The organism is Massilia brevitalea, assembly GCF_030711405.1.
Taxonomy (GTDB): Bacteria; Pseudomonadota; Gammaproteobacteria; order Burkholderiales; family Burkholderiaceae_D; genus Telluria; species Telluria brevitalea.
The window spans coordinates 33,859-60,290 of record NZ_JAULSI010000007.1; the positions used below are offsets into that span (position 1 = coordinate 33,859).

Consider the following 26,432-nt stretch of genomic DNA (forward strand, 5'->3'; position numbering starts at 1 on the left):
TGCTAGAATCGCCGGGCCAGGGATAGAGAAACTAGGGAGTCGGATCATGTTCCAGATGTTCGGTTTTGGCGGCACGCGCTGCCCGCGCTGTGAGCACAAGAATGCGGGCGGCGCAGGCTATTGCGCGGCCTGCGGCATCACGCTGGGCGCGCCGCGCAACGCGCCGGTGCTGGTCGAGAATCGCTGGATTGCCGGTCCCGACGAGCTGGCGGTCTTCTTCGGCGTGCAGGCGCTGTCCGGCCTGTTCGTGAAGACCCTGCGCGTGCCGGCCACCGCGCGCGCCTACATCCTGCAGGGCAGCCAGGCCACCGAGGTGCCGCAGGGCGAATACGAGATCGAAGGTTTCTTCACGCGCCTGAACCACCTGCTGCGCGACAGCCATGCCGAAATCCTGATCACGCGGACCAATGCGTTGCCGGTCGAATTCGATTTCGACGACCTGGAAACCGTCGAGCACCTGGCGGTGGCGGCGCGCTTCAGGGTCAGCCTGCGCGTGGAAAACGTGCCGGCCTTTGCGCGCCACTTCATGACCATGCCGGGCGTGGTTGGCAGCGCGCAGCTGCGCGAACTGCTGGCGCCGGCCGTGCGCCAACTGGCGGCCGAATTCGTGGCCAGCCAGTCGCTGCGCGAGATGGCGGAAAACCGCGAACTGCGCCCGCAATTCGACGAGCGCCTGCAAGGCGCGCTGCGCCTGCTGCTGGCCTCCTACGGCCTGGGCGTGGCCGGCGTCGACACGCTGGCCCTGCGCCACGACAAGTTCGACGCCAACCGCGCGCGCATCGGGACGCTGTGGCTGGCGGCCGACGAGCGGCGCGTGCAGATGGAGCATGCGCGCCAGCTCGACGAACTGTACGACGAGCAGGAATGGAAGCGCCTGCGCCACGAGGAGCACGCCGCCCGGGTGCGCCTGCGCCGCATGGAATTGCGCCAGGACGAGACCCTGGACCGCGCCGAGCGCACGCTCGACAACGCCGAGCGGGCGCAAGGCCTGCGTGCGCGCGAGATCGACCTGTATGCGCGCGTGGCCGAATCGAAGTCGCGGCGCGAGGCAATCGCGCGCGGCGCCGGCGAAGTGCTGGCCGAGCTGGAACACGATTTCGCGAAGAAGCGCAGCGAGCGGCTCGGCGAAGAAGCCGAGTGGAAGCAGTTGCAGGCGCTGGCGCAGATCCGCATGCGCGGCGCGTTCGAGGTGGCGCAGCAGGAAGCGCAGCAGGCGCGCCAGCTGGCGCAGCAGCGTTTTTCGCAGACTTTGCTGGTCCAGCAGATCCGCAACAAGGTCGAGCAGGCCAGGGAGATCGAGGACGCTTCGCGCCAGCGCGAGGAACTGGTGCGCCTGCGCGCGGCCGAGCGGCTGGCGGCCGAACGCGCCCGCGCCATCGACGAGGAAGAGCATGCGGCCCAGCTGGCGCTGGTGGTGCTGGCGAACGCCGCGCGCCGCCGCGCCGCCGAGCGCGAGCAGGAATGGGAAGAGCTGGCCGGCGGCCAGCGCCTGCGCGAACTGCAGCGCGCCGAAAGCCTGGAAGCCGAGCGCATGCAGCAGAAAATCGACGCCTTGCGGCGCGAGGGCGGCCAGCAGGAGTCGCTTGCCCAGCACGAGAAGCTGCTGCGCACCATCGAGGCCGAGCACCGCCAGTCCCAGCGCGCGAAGGAGGTCGAGCTGATGGCGGGCGAGCGCCAGGCCGCGCTGCGCCGCGCCGAGCAGGAAGCGGCCTGGCAGCAGGAGCTGCGCCGCCTCGGCCACGAACGCGCCGAGCGCGCCGCCCAGCTGGAACACGCGCTGGAACTGGCGCGCATCGACATCGCGCGCAACGAGTCGGTCAGCCGCATGGACGACACCGCCAAGCTGGCCGTGGCCGCCGCGCCGAATGCCGCCGTGCTGGCCGACTACATGAAGACCCGCGTGCACGCGACCATGGATGCGGGCCAGCTGGCGGCGCTGGCCAGCGTGGTGCAGGCCGGAGGCGGGTTGAGTCCGGCAGATGCCGCGCGCCTGGCCCAGGACGCCGTGCGCCAGGAACAGGCCCGGCGCGATGCCGAAGTCGACAAGGACCGCCGCCACCAGGTCGACCTGCTGGCGCTGCAGAACGACGTCAACAAGGCGGCGCTGGATGCGCAGGCGCGGGTGGCCGCGGCGCGCGCACCCCGAACCTGCGCCAACGGCCATCCTGCATGCGGGAGCGACCGCTTCTGCGCCAGCTGCGGCACGCCGCTCCAGGACTGAACTGCGATGCAGACAGCCATCGACAAGATCCGCGAACTGCGCGCGCTGCACGATGACGGCCTGCTGAGCCGCCAGGAGTTCGACCAGCGCAAGAACGCGATCCTCGATGCGGCGCACGCGCTGCCGGAGCCGGCACCGGCCGGCACAACGCGCCAGGCCCCACGCGGCACCGAACTGGGGCTGATGCAGGGCCAGCAGGTGGGCCCGGCGAACCGCCGCTACCGGCTCGAACGCCTGATCGCGCATGGCGGCATGGGGCAGGTCTGGCAGGCCACCGACCTGGCTACCCACGCCGAGCTTGGCCATAGCGCCCAGGTGGCGCTGAAGATCCTGTCGCCCGAACTGACCGAGAGCGCCAGCCACGCCAAGCTGCTGGTGCAGGAAGCCACGCGTGCGCGGCGCCTGGCGCACGAACACATCGTGCGCGTGTACGACTGGGCCCAGGACCCGGCCACGGCCAGCTATTTCGTGATCATGGAATGCCTGGAGGGCGAGGACCTGGACGCCTTGCTGGCGCGCGAACTGGCCGCGCAGCCGCTGCCGCTGGCGCGCGCGCTGGCCCTGCTGCGGGCGGTGGCCGAGGCCCTCGACTATGCCTGGGACCGGCACCGCCTGGTGCACCGCGACATCAAGCCGGCCAATGTCTTCGTCACCGCCAGGGGCGAGGTCAAGCTGCTCGACTTCGGCATCGCGGCGCGCGCGCGCCAGGGCGCCGTGTCGCCGCTGGAAGCGCCGGCCGTGTCGGGCACGCCCGGCTACCGCGCCCCGGAAGCGTCTACGCCCGGCCTGACGCCGGCGCGCACGCTGGACGTGTATTCGGTGGCGGCGATGGTCTACCAGATGGTGAGCGGCGCGCTGCCGGCCGGCGCCATCGAGACGCTGGCCCGCCCCGAGACGCTGGCCGAGGCGCAGTGGCAGGCGCTGCTTGCCGGCTTGGCGCCGGACCCGGGGGCGCGGCCGGAGAGCGTGTCGGCGCTGCTGGCGCGGCTGGATGGGGCTGGGGTGGAGCCGGAACAGGAGGCGGCGCCGGACGCCGTGCCGGAGACGCGGCCGGTGCCCGAGCCGGCCGCCCTCATGGAACCGGCGGTAGCGCAGCCGCTGGATGCGGCGTCCGCGCCAGACGCTGTGCCGTCTCCACCGCCCAGGCCGCCGGCAGCGCCCACAGCATCTCCACCACCCGCAGCGCGCGTGCCGAGCGAACGCGCGCGCGCCGAGGCCGCGGCGGCCGTGGCGGCCCAGGCGGCGGCCGAGCGCCTGCGCCGCGAACAGCAGCGCCGCGAACGCCAGGAAGCCGAGGAAGCGCGCCGTGCGCGGCGCGAAGCCCTGCGCGAGCAGCTGCGCGTGCGCCAGGCTGAAGAGGTGGCCAAGGCACGCCAGGCCCAGGACGAGGCCCAGCGCAAGGTCTTGCAGGCCAGGGCCGCGGCGGCTTACCTGGCCGAGCAGGAGCGTGCGCGCGCCAAGGCGGCGCAGGCGAAGGACGCGCAGGAATCTCCGGAAGGGAAAGAAGGGAAGGACGCGCCGCTGCCTGATTCAGCCAGACCGGATCAGGCAGCGGCGCTGCTGATGCGCGATCGCTTCCTCGACGGCAGCGCACAGGGTCCGGAACTGGTGGTGCTGCGCGCCGGCCGCTTCCAGATGGGCTCACCCGAACACGAGCGCAAGATCGCGATGGCGGCCGGCGCCCAGAAGAACTGGCTGGCGCGCGAAACGCCCCAGCACTGGGTCGGCATTGCGCGTCCCTTTGCGATGGGGCGCTACCCGGTGACGGTGGGCGAATGGCGCGTCTTCGCCAAAGCGACCGGCTGGCAGCCTGACGGCGACGTCGACTGGACGGCGCCGGGCTTCCCGCAGAGCGACATGCACCCGGTGGTCGGCGTGTCCTGGGTCGACGCGCAGCACTACCTGGCCTGGCTGGCGCAATCCACCGGCCAGCACTACCGCCTGCCGAGCGAAGCCGAGTGGGAATACGCCTGCCGCGCCGGCACCAGGACCGCCTTCAGCTTCGGCGACAGCATCGGCACCGACCTCGCCAACTACGACGGCAACTTCACCTGGAACGGCGGCGCGCGCGGCGACTACCGGCGCGGCACCACGCCGGTGACGCAGTTCGCGCCGAATCCCTGGGGCCTGCACGACATGCACGGCAACGTCTGGGAATGGGTGCAGGACGTCATGCACGACAGCTACGAAGGCGCGCCGCTCGACGGCAGCGCCTGGGAAGAGGGCGGCGACCGCGCGCGGCGCGTGCTGCGCGGCGGCTCCTGGCTGTACAACCCGCGCTACCTGCGCTCGGCGCTGCGCAATGGATTCTCGGCGGTGATGTCGAACGATATCGTGGGATTCCGGGTGGTGCGCGAGTTGGCGGCGGATGGGGATGGCGGCGTTTCCTGATTACGATTGATCGCAGGCTAGCGTGCGCCGCGTGCTGGCGCCAGGCGTAGGCTCGAGACTCCCGGTAGTGGTGAGTTGATTGGGAGGCGAATCATGAACATCCCCGAAGAGCTGCGGATTCCTGCGATCGTGTTCGGGCTGCAGGCCGCATTGCTGGCCGGCTGCGCGTTGATCTTCCTGGTGTTGTTGCCGCTGGGGCATTAGAAGCACGTTGGCAGCAAGCGTACGGTGGGCACTCCGTGCCCACGCGGATGCGTGCGCCGTGTTGACTGCGTTTCGGCCGTGCTTCCCGCCTCGTACCGGCGTTCGCAAATGATCATTGCAGACGTCTGCGAACGGACGCATGTTTCGGCCGGAATGCCGATATCGCCGTGCTACCTTCCGCGTGGGCAGTGGGGCCGGCTAAATGCCAGCACTACAAAGTGCCCACCGTACGGGTTAAGCTGACGACTCGCGGGACTCGAGGCTCTGTGCTCGCGTCGCGACGCTTTTTCGCATTTCCGGATACGCGCTCGCGGAAAAACTCGCGCCGCGCGGCCATCCCTGCATCCGTTCGAACGCGGTAGCCGGCGTCAGCGGCGTCGCGTCGCCTCCCGTCCCGGCCGCCCAGAACCCGCCATCGCGGTGGAACAGGGGCGGCAAGCCGAGCGCGCCACCATGCGCGGAACTGCCCGGCTGCCTGTCCGGATCGACGATATACAAGGCCTCGTACGCCATGCCCGCATCCACGCGCTGCAGCAGCAGCGCATGCGGCAGCACAGCCGCGACTTCCAGTGTCACGATGCCGGGAATGCTGGCCGTCAGTTCGATGCGCATGCCCGGATGCAGCCTGACCGGCTTGTGCTTGCCCGGCCAGACGCCATCGACCAGCAGCCCGTAGCGCGACACGTCCTCGATCTCGAAGCCTTCGCGGCCGCGCCGGATCACGGCGTGCTGCGCCGACAGCCGGCGCGTCAGGCCTTCGGGCGTGGGGCCGCTGCCGAGATGGTGGGCCAGCAGGATGTCGGCCTCGCCATCCGCGCGCCCCAGCACGCATTCGTCGAGTGCGAACAGGCGCAGGCGGCGGGCACGCGGCAACTCCCCGGCGGGCAGGTCGAGGCAGGCCGTGCTGGCCGGGCAGGGGTGAAGGGCAGGCTGGGCCTGTACGTCGATTTCCAGCAGCTCCTCGTCCCAGGCGATGCTGGTGACGCCGAAGTCGATCTTGCCGCCGTGGGCGTCCAGGGCGTCCAGGTCGAGGTGGGCGATGCCGGCATTGCTGGCGTTCACATCGATGTCGATTCGTCCGCCGCCGGTGCGCGCCTGCACCCGCGCGATCGAGGCGTCGTCGGCATGCACGCGCACGTTTTTGTGGGTGGCGAGGAAGGTCTGGTGGATGTCGCGCAGGCTGGCGTCGGCGCGCGGGGCGAGGATCAGCAGCGTGGCGACCCAGGTGCGGGCCGGCTGGCTGCGGCTGTGCAGTTCGAGTTCGACCCGGTATTGACCGTGCTCGAGCCCGCGCGAGGAAAACTCGAGGAAGACCGGCAGCCAGTCGCCGCGCAGGGTACGCGTGAAGCTGTGGCGCTCGCCGCCTTCCAGGCGCAGGCGCGAGCTGGCCAGCAGCGTGACTTGCGGTGCGCAATCGGCCGGCATGCCGCGCAGGTCGAGTTTCAGCACTTGCCGCCCGCCGGCTGCACGCGGGTCGAAGCCGCTGACGTGCAGGTGCGGGCGCTGGGTGGGAGCAGAAATCGGTGCAGAGATCGGAGCAGAAATCGCAGCGGAAACCGGTGTGGAAACCAGTGCAGGGACGGACCCATCGACCGGGGCCAGGATGGCCGGGCCGGCAACGGTCCCACAAACCTCGGCAGCAGCGGACGTGGCGGCTTGGGAGACCTCATCCGGCGTCGGCTGCGGGTGGCCGTGCGCGCAGGCAGCATCCCCTGGCATCACCCAGACGGTGCAATGCGGATGCGCGGGATTGCTGCAACGGTTCATGGGAAATAGCCTGGCTAGCGAACCGGGCCAGCTTACGCGTTTCGGCTCGGCAGTGGCGCGCGATTAGGGATTAAAAATTGATTCTACGCACTATTTCCTATTTTAAATCAATTGTTTGCCGGTAGCGCCGTTTCGTCACGCCGGAATGGGCGAAAGCGCAACACGATCGCCGTCAGGTTGTCTGGCTGCAGGCCGACCGGCGGCCGTTCTTCCATTTCCCCGAACAGCGCCTCCAGACCGTCCACCGCATCGTTCCCGCACAGCAAACGCGGCCAGCGCGCGATGAATTCGGCCGGGTCGGCGCAGGACCAGAAACCGTCGGTGGCCAGCAAATAGCTGCAGTCCGGCCGCAGCGATACCGCGCGGCGGTCGGGCAGGGCGCGCAGCCAGGGCGGCAGGTTGCCGGCGTCGAGGGCGAACAGGCCGTCTTCCAGGTGGCGCGAGTCGGCAAACGTGTTCCCGAGGATGAAGGCCTGGGCGATCTGCGGCCAGTGCTCGCCATGCACCTGGCGCCGCCAGTCGGCTTCGCCCAGCAGGCCGAGCATGGCATACGCCGTGGCCGGCACGTGGTCGACGGTGAGCGGCGCCACGCCGCCGGGCTGGATTTCGACCAGGCGCGAGTCGCCCGCATGCCACAGCAGGGGCGCGCCGAGGGGCGGGATTTCCAGCAGCGTGAGCGTGGTGCCGGGGCGCGGCCCGTGTTCGCCAAGCGCGTCGAAGCGCGCCTGCAGCGCGCCGTGCAGGGCGTCGAGGTGGGCCGACAGCACGTCGATGTCGCTGCAGGCCGGGATGGCGAGCAAGCCTTCGGCGGCGGCTTCGGCTGCTTCGCGCCCATGCCCGTGCCCGCCCATGCCGTCCAGGACCGCCAGGCGCACGTGGCCTGCCGGCCAGCCCGGCACCTGCTGGCGCAGCACGTCGCCGCCGCGCAGCAGGGCGGCCTGGCCGTCGGCGCCGACCAGCACGCAGTTGTCCTGGTTTTCGGCGCGCATGACGGGGCCGGCGCCGATGCTGCTGCGCGCGGCAACGTCGAGACGGGGACCGAACTGCAAACCTTCGAACATGCGCGCTGCCTTGTGGGAGTGGAAAAAATGGGGTGGCGGGAGCGATGCTCCATGTGTGGTGCTCATGGTAAGCTAGCTTGCATGTTTGGCAAAGTCCCGCACCGTTCATGCTGATCCGGCCCCTCCTCGACTCCGACCTGCCCGCCGCCGCGCGCCTGCTGCGCGAAGCGGCAATCGAATTCATCGTGCACGAATCGACGCTCGAGGGCGCGGCGACCTTCCTGCGCGAGAACGACGAAGACGGCTTGCGCAACTACGTGCGCAGCGGGCATGTCTACCACGTGGCCGAAAGCGAAGGAACGCTGGCCGGCTTCATCGGCATCCGCGCCAACAACCACCTGTTCCACCTGTTCGTCGACAAGCGCTGGCATGGCCAGGGCCTGGCGCGGCGCCTGTGGCAGGTGGCGCGGCGCGCGGCGATCGAACGCGGCGGCGACGGCGCCTTCCTGGTCAATTCCTCGAACCACGCGGTGCGCGTGTACGAGGCCTTCGGCTTCGTGCGCATGGCGCCGACCCAGTGCGTGAAGGGCCTGTACTTCAACCCGATGCGCTATACGCCGGCGTAAACCGCACGTCACCTGTGCGCCTCGTCGGCGCGGCGCAGCCACAGGCTGCTGGCCCAGCCTTCGCGCGCCTCGCCCCTGATCTCGGCGCGCACCTGCCACCAGTCGCCATCCTGCACGCCGGTGGCCGTGACGATGGCGCCGGCCGGCAGCACGGTCACGCGCGCGGCGCCGACGCCGACCGACGTACGCAGGTTCAGGGCGTCGGCCACGCGGTAGCTGCGCCCCGGCAGGGGCAGTTCCTGGCGGCTGGCCAGGAGCGGCGCTGCTTGCGCCTGTGCTGCCTCTGCCTGTGCCGGCAGGGGCGCGGCAAACCACCACAGCGCGCTGCCGATGGCGCCGGTGCCCACGACCAGCACCGCCAGCGCGCGCGCGTTGGCGCGCTTCCACCAGAGGCGCGGCGTCAGCCAGGCGGCCGCTACCAGGGTCAGGACCAGCGCCGCGCCGAAGCAGGCCAGCGCGGTGAGCGCGGTGGACACCGCTCAGCCCTCGACGCGCAGCACGTAGTGGCCGGCGACGATGTGGTGACCGGGCGGAACCAGGCAGGGCGCATCGGGCCCCTGCTCGATCAGGCCCACGAAGCCGAGCCGTTCGTCGAGGTGGTACAGGGCCTGGGTCGGCGACAGGCGCGCGACGCGAAAACCCTCGGGGCCGGGCTCGATGCTGACGGCGTTGCGCGACAGGCCGAGGCGGTCGGCGCTGCCAGCATCGAGGCCGTCCGCGCCGCGCAGGCAGCCGGCGGCATCGAGCACGCGCAGGCCGGCCAGGGCTTGCCCGCCGCGGCCAAAGGCGATGCGCGCGCCGCCCGGAACCGGCAGCGACGGCGCCTGCGGCAGGCAGACCAGGGCGCTGTAGCGCTCGGCCAGCTCCGGCGCCGGGGCCAGCACACGCAGGTCGACGCCGTCGACGGGCGCGAAGCGGTTCGGCACGGCGATGCGCTGGCGCCCGGCGGCGCCGACCGCATACACTTCGTCGGCCTCGTCCACGGCAAAGCCGATCAGGGCGTCCTTGCCGGGCGCACCCGCCACCAGGTTGCGGTCGAGGCCGAATTCGAGCAGGCCGGCGCCGGTCTCGCGGTAGCGGCTCAGGCGCGGCAGGGCCAGCGCGGCCAGGGCGATGCGCTGGCGCGCCACCGGGGCAAAGGTGGCTTCGTCGGCCGGCATGCGGGCGCTGGCGCGGTGCAGGGCCGGCGTGGCGGTGAGTTCGGCATCGTCGGGCGTGCGCGACCGGGTCTTCCAGACGGCGGGGGCGCGGCCGGGCGCAGGCGGCGCGCTGGCCGGGCGTGCGGGAGCGGGGTTGCCGGGCACTGCGGACGAGATTGCGGCCGAAGCCATGCCCGCTGCTGGAGCCAAGGCCGCGGCCGGATTGCTGCGTGCGATCTTCAGCAGCAGGCGTCCGGCATTGCCCGGCGTGTCGCCATGGCGCGCGCGGATCGTGTAGTAGCCGGCGGCGTCGTCGAAGCTGCTTTCGAAGGCCTCTTTCGGGCGCACGTGCACTTCCATCGGCGCATCCGGCCCATCGTTGATCAACAGGATGGCGCCGTCGAGGGCGAACGGCCAGCCGGGCACGGCGTGGGTGGCGCTGGCGGCGTCGTGGCCGAGCACCGTCAGGCGCTGGCCCGGATACACCGGGCAGACGGTCTGCCAGATGGCGCTGTCGCGCGAGACGCTGACCGTGTATTGCACCTGCTCGCCGGGCGCCGGCAGGTAGACGGCGTGGCCGAACTTCACCTCCACCTGGCCTGCTTCCAGCTGTTCCGAGCCGACCACGTGGTAGCGCACCTCGTCGGCGCCGAGCAGGTCGCCGAAATCCTTCTGGTGCAGCGACTGCAGGGTCTGCGCCAGGTCGCGCACGCGCGCGCCGCGGGTCAGGTGGCGGTCGTCGTCGACTTCGTCCTGGGGCAGCACCAGGGTGATATGGGAAAAACAGCGGGTGGCGGCGCGCCCGCGCTGCTCGCGCGGCGAGCGCTCCAGCAGGTCGCGCAGCAGCGGGCGGCGCGCGAACAGCGCCAGGCCCGGCGCCTGCCACAGCGCTTCGGCATTGAAGACATCGTTCACCTTGCCCAGGGATTCGTGTTGGACGTAGACCGGCATGACTAATTCTCCTTGATTGAATAAGCGCTCGTGGCACCGAAGCCTAGCAGGGGGAAGATGAAAAACAGAAGGTGCGAGCCGCCCGCCGACAGGAAGCTCATCGGCTGGCCCATGATCGGGAAGAAGGACAGGTTCGTCCCCCAGGACAGCAGGAAGTGGCCGAACACAAAGGCCGCGCCGCCGCACAGCACGAAGCAGCGGAAGCGGCCTTGCCAGGCGTGGCGGAAGTCGCGCGCGCCGGCGGCCCCCAGCCAGGCGCGCACCGCCGCCTGCAGCAGCGCGCACAGGAACAGTGCTTGCAGCGCCCACAAGGCTAGCGCGGCGCCCAGGCCGTGGCGGTTCAGGAAGAAGGAAGGGGCGAAGTCGTCCTGCACCGCGGGAATCGCCAGCGCATCGGGGGCGCTGGCGCCCAGTGCGGCCAGGCCGAACACGCCGTCGGCGCCCATCCAGCCGCCTTCCAGGATCGCGCGGGCGCCGAGCAGCAGCTGCTGGCCGGTATGCGGATGCGCGGCCGGGTCGAGCCAGACCAGGAAACGCTCGCCGTAGAAATTCCAGTGCGCGATCTGGCCGGGATCGGCGCTGCGCAGCAGGCCGATGGCGCCCACCACGCCGACTGCCAGCAGGCACAGCGCCGCCGTCGCCAGCCGCTGGCGCGCCGCCAGCGACCAGGCCAGCAGCATGGCCGCGCCCCAGACCAGCAGCAGGATCAGCGGAGAGTAATCGTCGACCTGGACCAGGGCCACGGCCAGCAGCACGATGAACAGCAGCGCCGGCGAGGCCAGGCGCAGCCAGCGCAGCAGGGTGTCTTTGCGCGATGTGGTACGGGCGTCGCCGGCGCCCAGGCCGAGGGCGATGCAGTGCGCGGTCAGCACGGTCAGCGCGAGTTTGGCGAATTCCACCGGCTGCAGGTCGAACACGCCGGTTTCGCCCCCCCAGCCGACCTGGACCAGCAGCGCCGCGACCGCGCAGCAGGCCAGTGCAAGCAGGGCCCACTCCACTTGAGCCTGCGAAGCCCGGCGGCGCGTCTTGAGCAGGCCGGCGAGGCCGACCAATCCCAGCCCCAGCGTGGTGGCGGCGGCGGTCTTCTGGAAGTGGCGCATCCACGAGGTGTCGGCGGCGGCCGTGCCCAGCTCCAGCTGCAGCAGCAGGCCGCCGGCCAGCAGCAGCACGCCGGTGGCCAGCACTGCGTTCGGACGGCGCGGGTGCAGGCCATACCAGAGCGCGGCCCATGCCAGCAGCAGGGTCGGCGCGATGCCGGGCGCCTGGCCATTGCGCACGGCTAGCAGCAGGGCGAATCCGCCGAGCGCCAGCGCGACGCCGGCGCCGCAACGCAGGGCGAGCGCCGGCTGCTTGCGCCAGGCCGTGCGCCACGCCAGCAGGCCGGCAAGCAGGCCGCAGGCGAGGGCGATCGCGCCGGCCCAGGGAGCGCCGTCGGGCACGTGCCAGGGATGGCGCGCCTGCCACTGCCAGCTGACCCCGTCGGGCAACTCGGCGCGGGTGTCGGCGAAGAGGGCAACGCGGCTCACCGGTTGCAGGCGCAGGGTGTCGTCCTCGACGGCGGCCAGCAATCGCGTACGGCCGACGCTCAGGGCGCTCACACCGGCTAGCGGCAATTCGCGCAGGGCAAGGTCGGCAGGCACGCCGTCGACCTCGGCCAGCAGCGGCGCGCGGCCCACGCCGCTGGCGGCGAACAGGGTCGGCACGCCGTCGGCAAAGGCGATGGCGGCGCTGCCCGCTGCGGCGTCCGGGTTGCCAACGATGGTGGCGCAGGAGAGGTTGCCGCCGAAGCTCAAGGGACGCTGGAGGCCGAGCGGCGCGGGCATGATCCGGTTCCAGAATCCTGCCAGCCGCTGGCCGGGCGAAGATTGCGGGCAGGCGCCTTGCACGCTGCCGTCGCGGCGCAGCAGGGCGCCGTCGTATTCCCAGGTGTGGCTGCCGTCGCCGAAGCGCAGCAGCGTGTCGCTTGCGCTGTCGACGGTGTATTCGGCGGCGCCGAGCCGGAAGCGCTGGCCGGCCTGCAGCGCAAGCGAGCCGCTGCGTGTCCGTACGCCCTCACCAGTTCCGTGTTCGACGCGCAGGCCTTGTACGCCGCTGGCGCTGGCGATGAACCAGCGGCCGGCGCCGTCGCGGCGCAGGCGCAGGTGGCGCGGGTCGGCCTGGGGCGCGGCGAGTTCGGCGCGTCCGAGTTCGATCGAACGGCCCGGCGCCAGCGTCACCGTCACCTGGCTTGGGAAAAAGGCCGGCGGCATGCGCAGCACGGCCAGCGCCTGCAAGGCGTACAGCAGGGCGAGTGCGGCTGCGGCCAGCACGCCGAACCCGCCGCGTGCGAAGCGCATCATGCCGCCCTCCGCACGGTGGCTTGCGGGCCGGCGGCTGCGATCATGCGGCTGATTTCGAGCGCGTGGCGCGGGCGGTCCTGGCGGCGCGCGGCGAGCAGAGCGCGCAGCAGGGCCAGGGCGGCGGCCGGATCCATGCCGTCAGTGGCGGCGCGTGCGCATTGCAGGAAGTGCTCGGCCTCGTCCTCGGCCAGCACGGGCGGCGTGGCGCCGTTCCAGGCCGCCTGCAACTGCGCGGCGCCGTCGCGGCCATGGGCGCGCCAGGCATCGGCACAGGCGCCGCTGTAGCGCAGCGTGGCGCCGTCGGTAACGAGGTAGAAGAAGATGGCGCCGAGGGCGAAGTAGTCGCTGCGCGCATCGGTAAGATGGCCGCCGCCCTCGGGGAAGAACTGTTCCGGCGCCTGCCAGCTGGCGGTGCCGGTATAGGAGTGGGCGCTGGCGTCGAGCAGGCTGCGGTTGGTGCCGAAGTCGGCCAGCTTCAGGGTGTTGGCGGAGGCATCGACCAGCAGGTTGCCGGGCTTCAGGTCGAGGTAGCGCCAGCCGTGCTGGTGGACTTTCGCCAGTGCGGCATTGATCTGCGCAAGCCAGGCCAGGGACTGCGCCAGGCCGATGCGCCGGGCGGCGGTGTTCTGCGCGGCCATGTGGGCGGCCAGGTCGCCGTCGAGCAGTTCGAGCGCCAGCGCCGGCAGGCCGTCGTGCAGGCCATGGTCGAGCAGGCGCACGATATGGCGCGCATCCCAGGGCGCGAGTTGGGACAGGAAGGCGATCTCGCGCGCGGCGCATTCGGCCCAGCGCGCCTGCACGCCGGGTTCGGCGCGGGTCATCTGTTCGCGGTTGACCAGCTTGATCGCGACCTCGCCGGCAGCGCCGCCATCGGCGCGCCAGACCACGCCATAGGCCGAGCCGGCCAGCTGTTCGCGCAGCCGGTAGTGGCCCGCTGCCAGTGTCACGATGTCGCCGCTGTGGACCATGCCTTCCTCCGTCGAGACGGCAGGCGCCGCCGCCAGGGATAAGCGGAGGGGAAGGGAAAGGACGAAAAAAAGCCGCGTCGTAACGCGGCTTCTTTTTTGATACGACTGCGGTCGTGGATCAGCGGCGGTATCCGTCGCGGTCCCAGTCGCGGCCACCGCGGTCATGGCCACGATCCCAGTCGCGGCGGTCGTTGCCGCGGCCACGGTCCCAGCCACGGTCGTGGTGACGGTGACGCGGTTCCACGTACACCACTTCCGGCTGGCGGTAGTAGCGCGGGGCTTCGTAGTAGACCGGACGCGGTTGGGCATATACCGGCGCCGGCTGGTAGTAGCCGACCGAACCGTAGCCATAGCCGCCGCGGTTGCCATAATAGCGGCGGTCGTCGTGGGTGTTGATCGAGTTGCCGACTGCCGCGCCGAGCACGCCGCCGACCAGGGCGCCGCCGCTGCCGCCAGCGCTACCGCCAATTGCCGCACCGAGCACCGCGCCGACCGCCGTATTGACGCCGCGGTCGCCAGCGAATGCCGAGGGCGAGACGGCGACAGCGGCCAGAATCACCGCACCAAAGCATTTTTTGTTCAACATGGCTTTTCCTTTTTACCGCAGCGTGGATCGGAGTGATCGCAGTTACGCCGGGTATGGACACACTATAGTCCCGGCTGTCGTCACCCTCATCTCCTAATACAGAATATTACAAGTGGCGAAGAGTCCGTAACATTCTTTTGACAAGCCGGGCAAGCCGGCCTTGCAGACGGCGCAGCCCGCCCCATCTGACACGCACGACCCATTCTTCTTCGCTTTTATGTCAGCCCGCCGCAACCTGTCCGTCGTCCTCTCCCTGCTCATCCTGCTGCACGTGTACATAGGCGCGCGCCTGATGCCCGACATGGGGCTCGGCTTCGCCGGCGTCGCAACCGGCATCCTGCTGCTGGGCCTGTCGACGCTGCTGGTGCCGGTCGGCCTGCTGTCTTCCTCGCTGCGGCGGCGGCGCTGGTCGGATGGCCTGGCCTGGGTCGGCCTGCTGGCGATGGGGCTGTTCTCGTCGCTGATCGTCATTACCTTCCTGCGCGATATTGTGCTGCTGGCCTTGCTGGCGGTCGGGCAGGCGCATGGCGGCTTCACCCACTGGAGCGCGGTCGCGGTGCCGCTGCTGGCGCTGGCGGTGACCTGCATCGGTTTCGTGAATGCGCGGCGCCTGGCAAGGGTGAAGCGGGTGGATGTGCCGATCGCCAATCTTCCCGAAGAACTGCATGGCTATTCGATTGCCCAGATTTCCGACATCCACGTCGGCCCCACCATCCGCCGGCCCTACCTGAACGCCATCGTCAACCGCGTGAATGCGCTGAAGGCGGATGCGATCGCCGTCACCGGCGACCTGGTCGACGGCAGCGTGCAGCGCCTGTCCCTGCATACCCAGCCGCTGGCGCGCCTGTCGGCGCCGGACGGCGCCTTTTTCGTGACCGGCAACCACGAGTATTACTCGGGCGCCGAGGAGTGGATTGCCGAGGTGCGCCGGCTGGGGCTGACGGTGCTGCTGAACCAGCACGTGGTGCGCCAGCGCGGCGCGGCCCGGGTCCTGATCGCGGGCGTGCCGGACTTCACGGCGCACCACTTCGTGCCCAGCCACCGCAGCAACCCGCAGGCGGCCGCGGCCGGGGCGCCGGAGGAGGTGGATGTGAAGATCCTGCTCGCGCACCAGCCGCGGACGGCGCCGGCTGCCGCCGAGGCCGGGTTCGACCTGCAATTGTCCGGCCACACCCACGGCGGCCAGTTCTTCCCGTGGAACTTGTTCGTGCCGCTGCAGCAGCCGTTCGTCGCCGGCCTGCACCGGGTGCGCGATTTGTGGGTGTATACCAGCCGCGGCACCGGTTACTGGGGGCCGCCGAAGCGCTTCGGTGCGCCGTCGGAAATCACATTGCTGCGGCTGGTGCCGGCTTAGGCGCTCGCGCGTCTTGCGCCAGGCGTAAAGACAGCGCAAAACCGGCAGATGCGCTACCCTTCGATCTTGTAAAAACTTAACCGAAGGAATTTTCGCATGAATCGCCGCACCCGCCTTCCTGCCCTCGGCCTGATGGCCGCCTTGTTCGCTACCTCGTTCATTACTGCGGCCCAGGCTGCCAGCCCAGGCAACGATCCGGCGGCCCTGACCAGGATCCGCGACACCGCCATGACGAGCGACTACGCCTGGGAACGCACGGCAGACATGACCGACCTGATCGGCCCGCGCCTGTCGGGCTCGGCCGGTGCGGCGGCGGCGGTGAACCAGGTGGCGGACGCGATGCGCAAGCTCGGCGCCAAGGTGACGCTGCAGCCGGTAAAGGTGCCGCACTGGGTGCGCGGCCTTGAAACGGGCGAACTCGTGGACTACAAGGGCAGGCCGGACGGCATCACCCAGCGCGTGGTCCTCACCGCGCTGGGCGGCTCGGGCGCCACGCCGAACGCGGGCCTGGTGGCTCCGGTGATCGTGGTCAGCAGCTTCGACGAACTGAAGGCGCGCGCCGCCGAGGTCAAGGGCCGCATCGTGCTGTTCGACGTACCCTTCGACCAGCACATGGCCGACCGCGGCCTGGCCGGCCCGGCCTATGGCCAGGGCTCGAACTTCCGTACCAATGGCCCGCGCATGGCGGCCGAGATGGGCGCGGCGGCGGCGCTGGTGCGCTCGGTCGGCGGCGCCAACTACCGCCTGCCGCACACCGGCAACACGGCCCTGCAGGACGGCGCGCGCATCCCGGCGGCGGCGGTAAGCGTGGAAGACGCCATGCTGATGCGCCGCCTGGCCGAGCGCGGCCCGCTGCGCATGCGCCTGGTGCTGACGCCGAAGATCCTGCCCGACGCCGACAGCTTCAACGTGATTGCCGATTTCCCTGGTAGCGACAAGCCCGACGAGGTCGTGATCGTGTCCGGCCACCTCGATTCCTGGGACCTGGCCACCGGCGCCCACGACGACGCGGCCGGCGTGGCCAGCGCGATGGCGGTGTTCGAGGTCCTGAAGAAGCTCGACTACCGCCCGCGCCGCACGATCCGCCTGATCGCCTGGATGAACGAGGAGAACGGCACCCGCGGCGCGCGCGCCTACCTGGAAGCCCAGGGGGCGAACGCCGGCAGCCACGTCGGCGCCATCGAGAGCGACAACGGGGTGGGGCGCCCGTTCGGCATGCGCGCCAGCGTGCCGGCCGCATCCACCAAATTGTTCGCGCCGCTGCAGGCGGCCTTGCTGCCGATCGGCGCCGCCGTGTTCCAGCGCCAGGATGCGCTGTCGACCGGCGACCTGTCGGGCCTGGAACGTGCCGGCGTACCGAGCTTCGCGCCGCTGGTCGACACCTCGGCCTATTTCGATTACCACCACACGGCGGCCGACACCCTGGACAAGGTCGATCCCGACAACCTGCGCCGCAACGTGGCGGTGATGACGGCCACGGCCTGGTTCCTGGCCAACGTCGAGGAGCCGATCGGCCGCGCCAACGTGCCGGCGAAGTAAGCCTTGGGCGCCGCCGGCCGGTAAGCAGCACGATGCGCGGGCCTGGCGGTCTTGCCGTGGCCTGCCATATGGCGGCCCAGTGGACCGTACGCTGCCCATTCGGCCATTCCGGTAGACTCCTCCGCACATTATCTCAACGGAGGACACCATGACTGGACGGAAGAAACTGGCAGGGCAGCGCATCGCCGTGCTCGCCGCGGACGGCTTCGAGAAAGTGGAACTCACGGCGCCGGTGGCGGCGCTGCGCGGCGCCGGCGCCGAGGTCGACATCATCTCGCTCAAATCCGGCAAGATCCGCGGCATGAACCTGCACATGCCGGCCGACCTGATCGACGTCGACTGGACAATCGAGGACGTCAGCGCTCGCGACTACGACGGCCTGCTCATCCCGGGCGGCTTCATGAACCCGGACGCGCTGCGCCAGTCGGCCGAGGCGCGCGACTTCGTGCGCGCCTTCGACCTGCTCGACAAGCCGATCGCCACGCTCTGCCACGGCCCCTGGGTACTGGCGTCGGCGGGCCTGCTGTCGGGCCGCACCCTGACCTCGTGGCCGGGCGTGCGCGACGACATGGTGAACGCCGGCGCCACCTGGCTCGACCAGGAAGTGGTGCGCGACGGTAACCTGGTGACCAGCCGCGGCCCGCAGGACATGATGCCTTTCGTTCGCGAAATGATCCAGCTGTACGCAGGCGGCCCGGCCAGCAGCGCCGCACTGCGCCGCCGCCATTCCGATCCACAACGCGAAAGCCCGAACGCCGTCACCGGCGCGGCGGCACGCTGGATGCCGCGTTCGCCGCTTGGCGCCGTGCTCGGCCTGGCGCTGCTGGGCGCGGGCTGGATGGCGGTCAACCGCGCCAGCAATGGCAATCGCATCTCGGCCAACGAGGCGCGTACGGCGTCTGAATAAGACGACCGGTCGCTGCGCGCACGCGGTGATGCGTGTGCGCAGTGCGTTCGGCGGGCAGGTCGCGGCTGAATCAGGTCATGCCGGACCACGCCAGGTCATGCAGAGGCACGCCGAGCCGGGCCAAGCCAGGCCATGCCAGTTCATGTCAAGCCACGTCAAGCCAGGCCAAGCCACGCCGAACCACGCCAGGTCAGGCCACGCTATGCCGAGCCGAGCCGAGCCGAGCCGAGCCGAGCCGAGCCGAGCCGAGCCGTACAGGGCCAGCTTGGCTGACAGCGCGGTTGTGGCTTGCCGGCCTACTCGATCAGGATGCGCCTGATTGCGCGCGCATGTCCGCGGAAAGGCCGGCCGTACACGGTTTGAATACCGCTGGCAAAGTTCTCGCCCCAGACCAGTTGCGACCGGGTTTCGTGGGGCTCGGACGACCAATACCATTCCCTCTCGAATTGCTCGCGCAGGTTGGCAAACAGCAGCGACAGTTCGCGCCGGTTAGGCAATTCCCCGCCTTGCGTGCCTGTCCATTCCAGCGCGCCGGGCCAGCTGACATCGCCCAGGTCGCCGGGTAGCAGGATCAGGTGATGGTCGGCCTCGCCATCCTTGCCAAGGATGACCCCGGCATAATGTTCGCCTTCCTTCAGGGTTTCGCGTAGTTGCATATAGATGCCCATCGTGTCCTCGTGCGTCAGTGTATGCGGTCCTGTAAGACACCGGCCTCTGCGTGTAAGTTGCTGCTCAAGACACGATATGGATCAGAGCACTGTTCGATTTCAGAAGAATAAAGGCGCTTAATCTTTTGTTACTTGTAGAAAATTTTTTTGAAGAAAAGTTGAACTAAGGAAGTTTCTTCCCCTCAAAGGTTACGTATTCGCGATTTACTCGCTTCGATTTTTTACCTTTGACGTTAGGAACTTCTCGCATGAAAAAGCAAGCCACCATCGCCCTGAACGCTGTCGCTACCGCCGTCGTGTTCGCATTCTCCGCTTCCGCCCACGCCGCCCCAACCAGCTTCGCGCTCTCCGGCTATGATGCTTCGTCGAACCTGACGGTCAACACCGCCAGCAACGCCACCACGCCTGCCACCACCAATAACTACTACGTCTCGCCGACCGGTTCCGATACCGCCGCCGGCACCAAGGCAGCCCCATTCAAGACCCTGGCCCGCGCTGCGAAAGCCGTGACCAAGGCCGGCACCACCGTCTTTGTTGCGCCAGGCACCTACGACGGTGGCTTCAAGACCACCGCCAACGGCACCGCCGCCGCCCGCATCTACTGGGTCTCGACCACCAAGTGGGGCGCGAAGATTGTGCCGCCTGCAAACTCGACCAACAAGAACGCCTGGGATAACCGCGGCAACTACGTCAGCATCATCGGCTTCGAAGTCGACGGCTCGAAAGTGCGCAGCGGCACCAAGTGGACGCTCGGCATCTACACCGGCGGTTCCTACAACGTCATCGAAGGCAACCACGTCCACCACACCGCCACCACCATTCCTTGCAACAGTGCGGGCGGTTCGGCCATCGGTGTCGACAGTTACTACAAAGGCGTGATGACCGACGTCGTCGGCAACGTCGTCCACGACATCGGCCCGGCCGGTTGCACCTACGTCCAGGGCATCTATGTCAGCACCTCCGGCACGATCAAGAACAACGTGGTCTACCGTGTCGGTTCGGCAGCGATCCACCTGTGGCACGATGCAACGAATGTTCAGATCACCAACAACACGGTGAGCTCGTCGGTGTTCGGCATCATTGTCGGCGGTGGTGACTTCTACTTCACGAGTGCCGGCGCCAACAACGTTGCCGTGTACAACAACATCGTGTACGACAACAAGTACGGCATCTCGGAGCAGGGCAAGACCGGCGCTGCCAACTCGTACAAGAACAACCTGGTGTTCAAGAACACCACCTACGATTGGCAGCTGCGCAATGGCCTGAAGCACACCGGCACGATTTCGTCGGACCCGCTGCTGGCCGGTTACTCGCGCACCGCCGCGATGCCGAACTTCAAGCCGAGCGCGAGCTCGCCGGTGATTGGCCGCGGTATCGCGACCTACGCGCTGCCGACCGACATCGACGGCAAGGCGCGTAACGCGTCGACCGGCTACGACATCGGCGCTTACCAGCACTAATTATCCACCGTACTGAGCGAACACCAGGCATTACCGAGCACTACCTGTGGACAGGACCAATTGACTGGTTGCACTCAGCGCGCACCCAGCTAGCCACATCCTGACCCAATCAACCCGCGTGACCGCAAGGCACGCGGGTTTTTCATTGCGTAATCGATAGCGCATCGGCATAGCAAACACAGCTGAACGAAATATCAACATCTATTTCTATAGGCAAATAATATTTGCAGGTTTGATAGTTCAAAGAAATTTTTCTTAGAAAACGTTGAACTTAGGCAGTTTCCTACGCTCAAACCTCTCGCATTTCGCATTTAACGTAAGGACTATTGATGAAACACTCCGCTACCAAGCCCTCCAATATCCGTATCAATGCACTGACCCATGGCGCAGCTGCCGTGCTGCTGGCGCTCGGCGCATCCGCTGCCAGCGCCGCCACCGGCGTTGCCCTGTCGGGTTACGATGCCCAGGAAGGCCTGCGTGCCAAGGCGGCCGTCACCAGCAACGCTACGACGCCCGCTACCGCCTACAACTATTACGTTTCGCCAAACGGCTCGGACACCGCAGCCGGCACCAAGGCCAAGCCGTTCAAGACCCTGGCGCGTGCCGCCAAGGCAGCCACCAAGCCGGGCACGACCGTATTCGTTGCGCCGGGCACCTACGATGGTGGCTTCAAGACCACTGCCAATGGCACCGCTGCGGCCCGCATTTACTGGGTGTCGACCACCAAATGGGGCGCCAGGATCGTGCCGCCTGCAAACTCGAGCAACAAGACTGCCTGGGATAACCGCGGCAATTACGTCAGCATCATCGGCTTCGAAGTCGACGGCTCGAAAGTCCGTAGCGGTACCAAGTGGACGCTCGGTATCTACACCGGCGGTTCGTACAATGTCATCGAAGGCAACCACGTCCATCACACCGCGACCACGATTCCTTGCAACAGCGCGGGCGGTTCGGCGATCGGTGTCGACAGCTACTACAAGGGTGTGCTGACCGACGTCGTCGGCAACGTCGTCCACGACATCGGCCCGGCGGGTTGCACCTACGTCCAGGGTATCTATGTCAGCACCTCGGGCACGATCAAGAACAACGTGGTTTACCGGGTGGGTTCGGCAGCGATCCACCTGTGGCACGATGCGACGAATGTGAAGATCATCAACAACACCGTGTCGTCGTCGAACTTTGGCATCATCGTCGGTGGTGGCGACTTCTACTTCACCTCGGCTGGTGCGAACAACGTGGCGGTGTACAACAACATCGTCTATGACAACAAGTACGGTATCTCGGAGCAGGGCAAGACCGGCGCCGCCAACGCGTACAAGAACAATTTGGTGTTCAAGAACACGACTTATAACTGGCAGCTGCGCAATGGCTTGAAGCATACCGGCACCATCACCTCGGACCCGCTGCTGGCCGGTTACTCGCGCACCGCCGCGATGCCGAACTTCAAGCCGAGCGCCAGCTCGCCGGTGATCGGCCGCGGTATCGCGACCTACGCGCTGCCGACCGACATCGACGGCAAGGCACGTAACGCCAGCACCGGCTACGATATCGGCGCTTACCAGCACTAAGCGACACGAAGCAGCACGAAGCCGCACGAAGCAAGGCTAATAGAAAACTGATTGGCAAGCAGCAAAAAAAGACCCCGGAAACGGGGTCTTTGACATTGCGCAACATTGCTTCAATTGCGTATTGATCTAACAAGCTGTTCGTGTAGAATCAATCCTCTTATGCGGTCGGCGCCTGCGTTGTGCAGCGTCGATGGCGGATCGAACACGGTAACTGGCATGTCACGCATTCAGCACGATCAGTCGTTCAATATCTCGTTCCAACACGGCGCGGCGCCTGCCCTTGCCGTTGCTGCTTTCCGCCTCGCGGCCACACGCTGTCGATTTTCTCCCAGCGCCGCCTGCGCCCGTATTTCCGAGCATCTCGCCCGGCTTGCCTGAGCTCGGCAGACAGCATCGCTGTCACGCCGGGCCTGCATCCACACCCTGTAGCCGGCCACGCCGGCCGGCATTATCAATCTTCGGCAGTGACTATCGGAGTCGCCAATGGATATCGTAGAGATGAACACGGAACCTAACATGCAACAAGAAAAAGCCACATCGGAACGAGGCGGATTCCGTCCGCGCCGCCGTATCGCCAAGCAGGTGGTCGAACGCGGCCAGCGCCTGCGCAACCGCGCCGGCGTGATCATCGGCGTGGCGCTGGGCTTGCTGGCCCTGGTCAGCGTGCTGGAATAACGCTTACTCTGGCAGGGGCATCGCCATCTGCGGGCTGTTGACGCCGGCGCGGTTGACTTCCGGCGTCACCTTGAACCACTCGAAGGCCTCGGGCGGCAGGGCGGCGTTGCGCGCCAGTTCGATAGCTGCGTCGGGCGCCAGGCCAGGGTCCAGCCACAAGGCGGCGTCGGCCGCCTCGAGCACGACCGGACGGCGGTCGTGGATGTCGAGCATGCCTTCGGCGGCATCGTCGGTAACGATCACGAAGCCGGCCTCGGCGCGGTTCTCCGTAAAGCTGCCGAAGTTGGCGATGGCCAGCATGAACAGCGGCGCACGGTCCTTGCGGTGGATGTGCCAGGGCTGCTTTTTCCCTTTTTCGCCGGTCCATTCGTACCAGCCTTCGGCCGGCACCACGGCGCGCCCGTTCTTCAGCAGCCGGCTCCAGTAGCGGTTCGTGAGCTTGTCCAGGCGGGCGTTGATGGTGATTGGCACCTTGCCTTCAGCCCATTTCGCGCGGTAACTCCAGAATACGTCGTCGACACGGCGCTCGCCGTCCTGCAGGTGCATGACAGGGCGGTAGCTGCCGGGCGAGACGTTGTAGGCTGGCGCCGATTCGCTGTCGTACACCGCGTCGGCCCAGCCGAATACGCTCGCGTAATAACGCGCCGTTTGGCTTTGGTCAAATCGTCCACACATGGGATGATGGTACTGCATAAACGCGGCCGCACGATTGCACACCTGACCCGGCTGTCGGGGCAGGGAGCCGAGGTGCTATGCTTTATCCCATTCGATTTGGAGGAAAGAATATGGCCGTAGCCTGGCTGAAGGTGTTGAAGGCGGTTCCGTGGAGCGAGGTCATCGCTGCCGCGCCGCAAGTGGCGAACGGCGCCCGCAAGCTGTGGGATACGGTCGGGCGCAAGGGCGGGCCGCCAGCCGGCATCGACGACGTGGCGATGGCGCCCATGCCCCGGGGCGAGGATGGCATGGCCTTGCTGGCCGCGCACATCGAGCAGCAGGACGCCGCCATCGCCCAGATGCACGGGCAATTGCGCGAAGCCTCGAAGCTGATCACCGAACTGGCCGACCAGAACGCCCAGCTGATCGCCAGGATGGAAGCGGCGCGCGGCAAGATCCAGGTGGTGGGCCTGATTGCAGCGGCATCGGGCGTACTGGGGCTGGTGTCGCTGGCCCTGGTGCTGGCGCGGACCTGAGACAGTAAGGATCATGATGAAATTTGTCCTGCTGCTGTTTTTCCTGTTTATTTTCGTGGCGATGCTGCTCAACTCCGGCCGCAAGCGCGGCATGCTGAGCAAGGATGCCGACAGGGCCGTTGCCGGCCTGGCGAGTGCGATGCGCTGGTTCCTGTTCGGCTTGCTGGCCCTGGGCGCGGCGGTGTGCGGCGTGCTGATCTACCAGGGCGCCTGATCCGGGCTGGCGCCCCATCATTCAAACCGTCAGGCCGTCAGTGCATCCGCGTGCCCCGGCAAGGCGGCAGGCGCCGGACGCACGCTTGCATCCATGCTGTCGAGCAGCCGGTGCAATTCGTCGATTGTGCGCCGGCGCCCTTGCGGCGGCCCGCGCCGGTAAAACACCTGGTCGCAATCGTCGCCCGCGCCGCGCATGCCGAGTTCGATAAATCCCATCTTTTCCAGGCCGCGCCGCGAGCGCAGGTTGTAGTCGAAGGCCTTGGCATAGCAGCCGCGCAGCCCATAGGCGCGTTCGCCCAGCTCCAGCAATAGCTCGCCGGCACGTGGCCCGAAGCCCTGCCCCTGGAAATCCTTCCCCAGCCAGTAGTAGAAGAAGCCGAGGCCGTGGTCCAGCGTCAGGCTGACGCAGCCGATGAATCCCCATTCGCGGTGCAGCACCGCAAATAGCAGCCGCCGGCCTTCGCGCCAGCGTTCGGCCAGCCAGCCGTGCCAGTCGAGCGCGTCGGCGAAGACCGGCAGGCAGCAGAGTTCGGCGATTGCAGGATCGCCGTATTGCCACGCAAAGTCGCGTGCGTGATGGTGGGCCAGCGGCTCGAGGCTGAGCGGGCCGCCGCCGGCCGAGAGGGGGAAGTGCCGGCGCCAGGCCAGCCAGGCGCGCAGTTCGGCGACGAGTTCGGCAAGCTGCGGCTGCTCGCGCGTCAGGGCCAGCGCTTCGCCGCCCTTGCCGAGTGCGCGGCAGGCGTCGATCAGGTGCAAGGTTTCGGCTGTGTCGAGCCTGGTGCTGGCGGCCAGGCGCGTGCCGGCAGCATGCACCAGCGGCCAGGCGCTCCATGCGGCAGCGTGCCCGAGCAGGCCGCGCAAGGCATTCTGCGGCAGGACACTTCCCTTGTCGCGCCAGATCCTGTGCAGCTCCGCAAGCCGGGCGTGGCGGTCGACAGGATGCAGCATACCGCCTCCGCTTCACGAATGATGGCAATCTATCGTAACGCCATGGCCCCTGGCTTGCGGCGGACGCCCGCTGCTGCTTGCCGCTTCCTTGCGCTTGCGCAGACGGGGTGACGCGGCGCCGAGACATTCCCGACCAACGTTGCCATCCCTGAATGCCAGCTTTGACACGGTGTTGCGCGGATCACGCAGACGACGAAAAAAGCGATGTTCATCCTGGCATCAAATCGCTGTGCGCGCGAAAAACCCCTCTAGAATTCGTTCATCCCATTGCCGCACGGCACTATCCAGAACCCGCCGCCGCGCTGCATTCACCCCAGTTTCGCGTCCAACCTTTGCCCTCAACAGAATGACTCATTCCGCTTCGCGGCTGATGCCGCTCGTCTGTCTTGCGCTGTTCTCGATGCATGTTTCCGCCCTCGCTACGGCGCCAGGCCCCGCCGAGGCGGTGTTTGCCGCGGCCGGCGAGGCCGCGTTTACGGCGAATGCCGGCGTCGCCAGCCAGTACGTGTGGCGCGGCCTGCGCCAGAGCGACGGCAAGCCCGCCGCCCAGGCCGGCGTCGATGTGGTGCACCCGAGCGGCTGGTCGGCCGGTACCCGCGTGGTCAACGTGGGCGACCGCACCATCGCCAAGGGATCGGTCGAGTGGGACTTGTATGGCGGCTACAGCGGCAAGGCAGACGCAATCGGCTACAGCCTGATCGGGCATTACGCCAGGTATCCAGGCGCCGCGCGCGGCCCGAACGGCGGGCGCTTCGACTATGGCGAGCTCTCGGCCGGCGTCAGCTACAAGGCGCTGTACGCCAAGTACAATTACACCGTCACCCGCAATTTCTTCGGCATCGCCAATGCGCGCGGCACCGGCTACCTCGACGGCGGCGCCAACGTCGACCTGGGCGCGGCTACCATGCTGAACCTGCACGCCGGTGAGGGCCGGGTGGCCGGGGCCGGCAACGATTACTGGAACTGGCGCGACGTGAAAGTCGGCCTGACGCATCGCCTGAACGGCGGCTGGAAGGTGGCCGGCGCCTACACCCGTGCCTTCGGCGCCACCCATGCCTGCGATCCCGGCACGAGCGGCATGCTGAATCGGAGCGAGCGGATCGGCTATACCGATCCGGGCAAGAATACGCTGGTGGTGTCGTTGAGTAAGACTTTCTGACGCAGCGGTGGCGAGCGGTCAGACGTTTCCTGCAGTCTGTCGGAATACGCCTAGGTCAAGACAGGGCGAATTTTCCTGGTGCGGCCCTTGTATGCCGGCGCGACGCCCTTATCATAAGCACTGTCTCCAACTCAGACCAACTGAGCGTTTGCCGCCGACGCACCCGATGCGACGGCGGCATTTTTTTGTCCAGTACCAGCCTTGCTTCGCCGCAGGCCGCGCCACATCGGATCATGGAAACGTCCATTTCTGCCACCTCCAGCGTCAAGCAAAGCCCGAGCATCGCATGCATGCCTGGTGGCAATTCTGTTCAGGCATAAACCAGCGGAATAGGGCGCGGCCCCGTGGCCGGAACCTTGTAGCTGGCTCAACAACTCACACTGAAGTTGCTGCACGGTGTACAATTCCCGCCGGCGCGGGCATGGCGGAACTGGTAGACGCATCAGACTTAAAATCTGCCGCCGTGAGGCGTGCCGGTTCGATTCCGGCTGCCCGCACCAACTCTTTTCGCATCTCCTGCAAAATCGGCCAGCCAGCTTTGGCTCAGCCATCGAA

23 protein-coding genes and 1 tRNA gene are annotated in these 26,432 nt (G+C 68.0%); 14 read left to right on the forward strand and 10 right to left on the reverse strand.

Features of this window, described 5'->3' with window-relative positions; all coding sequences use genetic code 11:
* The first annotated feature begins 46 nt into the window (after positions 1 to 46).
* Together QWL29_RS05870 and QWL29_RS05875 are read left to right on the forward strand one after the other, a co-directional pair.
* Complete coding sequence (locus QWL29_RS05870; protein WP_305821950.1) at positions 47 to 2,221, forward strand: coiled-coil domain-containing protein; 2,175 nt, start codon at positions 47 to 49, stop codon at positions 2,219 to 2,221.
* A 6-nt stretch (positions 2,222 to 2,227) separates the two neighbouring features.
* Positions 2,228 to 4,612, forward strand: coding sequence for an SUMF1/EgtB/PvdO family nonheme iron enzyme (locus QWL29_RS05875; RefSeq protein WP_305821951.1), 2,385 nt, complete (start codon positions 2,228 to 2,230; stop codon positions 4,610 to 4,612).
* 438 nt (positions 4,613 to 5,050) lie between these two features.
* Here the strand turns inward: QWL29_RS05875 and QWL29_RS05880 are convergent, their stop codons facing one another.
* Positions 5,051 to 6,583: an FHA domain-containing protein gene (locus QWL29_RS05880; protein ID WP_305821952.1), complete on the reverse strand. Its 1,533-nt coding sequence runs from the start codon at positions 6,581 to 6,583 to the stop codon at positions 5,051 to 5,053.
* Positions 6,584 to 6,690: 107 nt separating this feature from the next.
* Entirely contained in the window at positions 6,691 to 7,644 is a 954-nt protein-coding gene (locus tag QWL29_RS05885; protein ID WP_305821953.1) for a PP2C family protein-serine/threonine phosphatase, read from the reverse strand.
* Positions 7,645 to 7,751: 107 nt separating this feature from the next.
* On the opposite strand from QWL29_RS05885, the gene QWL29_RS05890 reads away from it, so the two are divergent.
* The gene (locus QWL29_RS05890) at positions 7,752 to 8,210 is read left to right on the forward strand and encodes a GNAT family N-acetyltransferase (protein ID WP_305821954.1); all 459 of its coding nucleotides are present in this window, start codon (positions 7,752 to 7,754) and stop codon (positions 8,208 to 8,210) included.
* An 8-nt stretch (positions 8,211 to 8,218) separates the two neighbouring features.
* Here the strand turns inward: QWL29_RS05890 and QWL29_RS05895 are convergent, their stop codons facing one another.
* From QWL29_RS05895 to QWL29_RS05915, 5 genes are all read right to left on the reverse strand, one after another.
* A complete protein-coding gene (locus QWL29_RS05895; protein WP_305821955.1) occupies positions 8,219 to 8,686 on the reverse strand; it encodes an SH3 domain-containing protein in 468 nt (155 codons plus the stop codon).
* A 3-nt stretch (positions 8,687 to 8,689) separates the two neighbouring features.
* Entirely contained in the window at positions 8,690 to 10,300 is a 1,611-nt protein-coding gene (locus QWL29_RS05900) for a hypothetical protein (protein WP_305821956.1), read from the reverse strand.
* Positions 10,301 to 10,302: 2 nt separating this feature from the next.
* Positions 10,303 to 12,639, reverse strand: a complete 2,337-nt coding sequence (locus QWL29_RS05905) for an FtsW/RodA/SpoVE family cell cycle protein (RefSeq protein ID WP_305821957.1) — start codon at positions 12,637 to 12,639, stop codon at positions 10,303 to 10,305.
* A complete protein-coding gene (locus QWL29_RS05910; protein ID WP_305821958.1) occupies positions 12,636 to 13,607 on the reverse strand; it encodes a protein kinase domain-containing protein in 972 nt (323 codons plus the stop codon). The genes QWL29_RS05905 and QWL29_RS05910 overlap by 4 nt, the downstream gene beginning before the upstream one ends.
* 118 nt (positions 13,608 to 13,725) lie before the next feature.
* Positions 13,726 to 14,193: a glycine zipper domain-containing protein gene (locus QWL29_RS05915; RefSeq protein WP_305821959.1), complete on the reverse strand. Its 468-nt coding sequence runs from the start codon at positions 14,191 to 14,193 to the stop codon at positions 13,726 to 13,728.
* Between the two features lie 217 nt (positions 14,194 to 14,410).
* Here QWL29_RS05915 and QWL29_RS05920 point away from each other — a divergent pair, with 217 nt between their 5' ends.
* The 3 genes from QWL29_RS05920 (at position 14,411) to QWL29_RS05930 (ending at position 17,993) form a co-directional block, all read left to right on the forward strand.
* Positions 14,411 to 15,547 carry a metallophosphoesterase gene (locus QWL29_RS05920; protein WP_305821960.1) on the forward strand — a complete coding sequence of 379 codons (1,137 nt, stop codon included), beginning with the start codon at positions 14,411 to 14,413 and terminating at the stop codon, positions 15,545 to 15,547.
* A 96-nt stretch (positions 15,548 to 15,643) separates the two neighbouring features.
* Entirely contained in the window at positions 15,644 to 17,086 is a 1,443-nt protein-coding gene (locus QWL29_RS05925) for a M20/M25/M40 family metallo-hydrolase (RefSeq protein WP_305821961.1), read from the forward strand.
* 148 nt (positions 17,087 to 17,234) lie between these two features.
* On the forward strand, positions 17,235 to 17,993 hold the full coding sequence (locus QWL29_RS05930; RefSeq protein ID WP_308634952.1) for a type 1 glutamine amidotransferase domain-containing protein: 759 nt from the start codon (positions 17,235 to 17,237) through the stop codon (positions 17,991 to 17,993).
* 296 nt (positions 17,994 to 18,289) lie between these two features.
* Here QWL29_RS05930 and QWL29_RS05935 read toward each other — a convergent pair whose 3' ends face one another.
* The gene (locus QWL29_RS05935) at positions 18,290 to 18,661 is read right to left on the reverse strand and encodes an Lcl C-terminal domain-containing protein (protein WP_305821962.1); all 372 of its coding nucleotides are present in this window, start codon (positions 18,659 to 18,661) and stop codon (positions 18,290 to 18,292) included.
* A 248-nt stretch (positions 18,662 to 18,909) separates the two neighbouring features.
* Here QWL29_RS05935 and QWL29_RS05940 point away from each other — a divergent pair, with 248 nt between their 5' ends.
* From QWL29_RS05940 to QWL29_RS05955, 4 genes are all read left to right on the forward strand, one after another.
* On the forward strand, positions 18,910 to 20,121 hold the full coding sequence (locus QWL29_RS05940; protein ID WP_305821963.1) for a right-handed parallel beta-helix repeat-containing protein: 1,212 nt from the start codon (positions 18,910 to 18,912) through the stop codon (positions 20,119 to 20,121).
* 329 nt (positions 20,122 to 20,450) lie between these two features.
* Entirely contained in the window at positions 20,451 to 21,689 is a 1,239-nt protein-coding gene (locus tag QWL29_RS05945) for a right-handed parallel beta-helix repeat-containing protein (protein WP_305821964.1), read from the forward strand.
* A gap of 216 nt (positions 21,690 to 21,905) precedes the next feature.
* A complete protein-coding gene (locus QWL29_RS05950; protein WP_305821965.1) occupies positions 21,906 to 22,067 on the forward strand; it encodes a hypothetical protein in 162 nt (53 codons plus the stop codon).
* 138 nt (positions 22,068 to 22,205) lie between these two features.
* Entirely contained in the window at positions 22,206 to 22,364 is a 159-nt protein-coding gene (locus QWL29_RS05955) for a hypothetical protein (RefSeq protein WP_305821966.1), read from the forward strand.
* Between the two features lie 3 nt (positions 22,365 to 22,367).
* Here the strand turns inward: QWL29_RS05955 and QWL29_RS05960 are convergent, their stop codons facing one another.
* Positions 22,368 to 23,039: an SOS response-associated peptidase gene (locus tag QWL29_RS05960; RefSeq protein WP_305821967.1), complete on the reverse strand. Its 672-nt coding sequence runs from the start codon at positions 23,037 to 23,039 to the stop codon at positions 22,368 to 22,370.
* A gap of 110 nt (positions 23,040 to 23,149) precedes the next feature.
* Here QWL29_RS05960 and QWL29_RS05965 point away from each other — a divergent pair, with 110 nt between their 5' ends.
* Entirely contained in the window at positions 23,150 to 23,554 is a 405-nt protein-coding gene (locus QWL29_RS05965; protein ID WP_305821968.1) for a hypothetical protein, read from the forward strand.
* A 13-nt stretch (positions 23,555 to 23,567) separates the two neighbouring features.
* Positions 23,568 to 23,768, forward strand: coding sequence for a hypothetical protein (locus QWL29_RS05970; RefSeq protein ID WP_305821969.1), 201 nt, complete (start codon positions 23,568 to 23,570; stop codon positions 23,766 to 23,768).
* A 29-nt stretch (positions 23,769 to 23,797) separates the two neighbouring features.
* On the opposite strand, the gene QWL29_RS05975 is transcribed toward QWL29_RS05970, so the two are convergent.
* Positions 23,798 to 24,718 carry a GNAT family N-acetyltransferase gene (locus QWL29_RS05975; RefSeq protein ID WP_305821970.1) on the reverse strand — a complete coding sequence of 307 codons (921 nt, stop codon included), beginning with the start codon at positions 24,716 to 24,718 and terminating at the stop codon, positions 23,798 to 23,800.
* A gap of 400 nt (positions 24,719 to 25,118) precedes the next feature.
* On the opposite strand from QWL29_RS05975, the gene QWL29_RS05980 reads away from it, so the two are divergent.
* Both QWL29_RS05980 and QWL29_RS05985 read left to right on the forward strand, forming a co-directional pair.
* Positions 25,119 to 25,877, forward strand: coding sequence for a TorF family putative porin (locus tag QWL29_RS05980; RefSeq protein ID WP_305821971.1), 759 nt, complete (start codon positions 25,119 to 25,121; stop codon positions 25,875 to 25,877).
* Between the two features lie 415 nt (positions 25,878 to 26,292).
* Positions 26,293 to 26,377: transfer RNA gene (locus QWL29_RS05985), tRNA-Leu, on the forward strand.
* The last annotated feature ends 55 nt before the right edge of the window (positions 26,378 to 26,432 follow it).

Coding starts and splice junctions, on each gene's coding strand:
- QWL29_RS05870 (WP_305821950.1), top strand. CDS start 47: ATGTTCCAGATGTTCGGTTTTGGCGGCACGCGCTGCCCGCGCTGTGAG.
- QWL29_RS05875 (WP_305821951.1), top strand. CDS start 2,228: ATGCAGACAGCCATCGACAAGATCCGCGAACTGCGCGCGCTGCACGAT.
- QWL29_RS05880 (WP_305821952.1), bottom strand. CDS start 6,583: ATGAACCGTTGCAGCAATCCCGCGCATCCGCATTGCACCGTCTGGGTG.
- QWL29_RS05885 (WP_305821953.1), bottom strand. CDS start 7,644: ATGTTCGAAGGTTTGCAGTTCGGTCCCCGTCTCGACGTTGCCGCGCGC.
- QWL29_RS05890 (WP_305821954.1), top strand. CDS start 7,752: ATGCTGATCCGGCCCCTCCTCGACTCCGACCTGCCCGCCGCCGCGCGC.
- QWL29_RS05900 (WP_305821956.1), bottom strand. CDS start 10,300: ATGCCGGTCTACGTCCAACACGAATCCCTGGGCAAGGTGAACGATGTC.
- QWL29_RS05905 (WP_305821957.1), bottom strand. CDS start 12,639: ATGATGCGCTTCGCACGCGGCGGGTTCGGCGTGCTGGCCGCAGCCGCA.
- QWL29_RS05910 (WP_305821958.1), bottom strand. CDS start 13,607: ATGGTCCACAGCGGCGACATCGTGACACTGGCAGCGGGCCACTACCGG.
- QWL29_RS05915 (WP_305821959.1), bottom strand. CDS start 14,193: ATGTTGAACAAAAAATGCTTTGGTGCGGTGATTCTGGCCGCTGTCGCC.
- QWL29_RS05920 (WP_305821960.1), top strand. CDS start 14,411: ATGTCAGCCCGCCGCAACCTGTCCGTCGTCCTCTCCCTGCTCATCCTG.
- QWL29_RS05925 (WP_305821961.1), top strand. CDS start 15,644: ATGAATCGCCGCACCCGCCTTCCTGCCCTCGGCCTGATGGCCGCCTTG.
- QWL29_RS05930 (WP_308634952.1), top strand. CDS start 17,235: ATGACTGGACGGAAGAAACTGGCAGGGCAGCGCATCGCCGTGCTCGCC.
- QWL29_RS05935 (WP_305821962.1), bottom strand. CDS start 18,661: ATGGGCATCTATATGCAACTACGCGAAACCCTGAAGGAAGGCGAACAT.
- QWL29_RS05940 (WP_305821963.1), top strand. CDS start 18,910: ATGAAAAAGCAAGCCACCATCGCCCTGAACGCTGTCGCTACCGCCGTC.
- QWL29_RS05945 (WP_305821964.1), top strand. CDS start 20,451: ATGAAACACTCCGCTACCAAGCCCTCCAATATCCGTATCAATGCACTG.
- QWL29_RS05950 (WP_305821965.1), top strand. CDS start 21,906: ATGTCACGCATTCAGCACGATCAGTCGTTCAATATCTCGTTCCAACAC.
- QWL29_RS05955 (WP_305821966.1), top strand. CDS start 22,206: ATGCAACAAGAAAAAGCCACATCGGAACGAGGCGGATTCCGTCCGCGC.
- QWL29_RS05960 (WP_305821967.1), bottom strand. CDS start 23,039: ATGTGTGGACGATTTGACCAAAGCCAAACGGCGCGTTATTACGCGAGC.
- QWL29_RS05965 (WP_305821968.1), top strand. CDS start 23,150: ATGGCCGTAGCCTGGCTGAAGGTGTTGAAGGCGGTTCCGTGGAGCGAG.
- QWL29_RS05970 (WP_305821969.1), top strand. CDS start 23,568: ATGATGAAATTTGTCCTGCTGCTGTTTTTCCTGTTTATTTTCGTGGCG.
- QWL29_RS05975 (WP_305821970.1), bottom strand. CDS start 24,718: ATGCTGCATCCTGTCGACCGCCACGCCCGGCTTGCGGAGCTGCACAGG.
- QWL29_RS05980 (WP_305821971.1), top strand. CDS start 25,119: ATGCATGTTTCCGCCCTCGCTACGGCGCCAGGCCCCGCCGAGGCGGTG.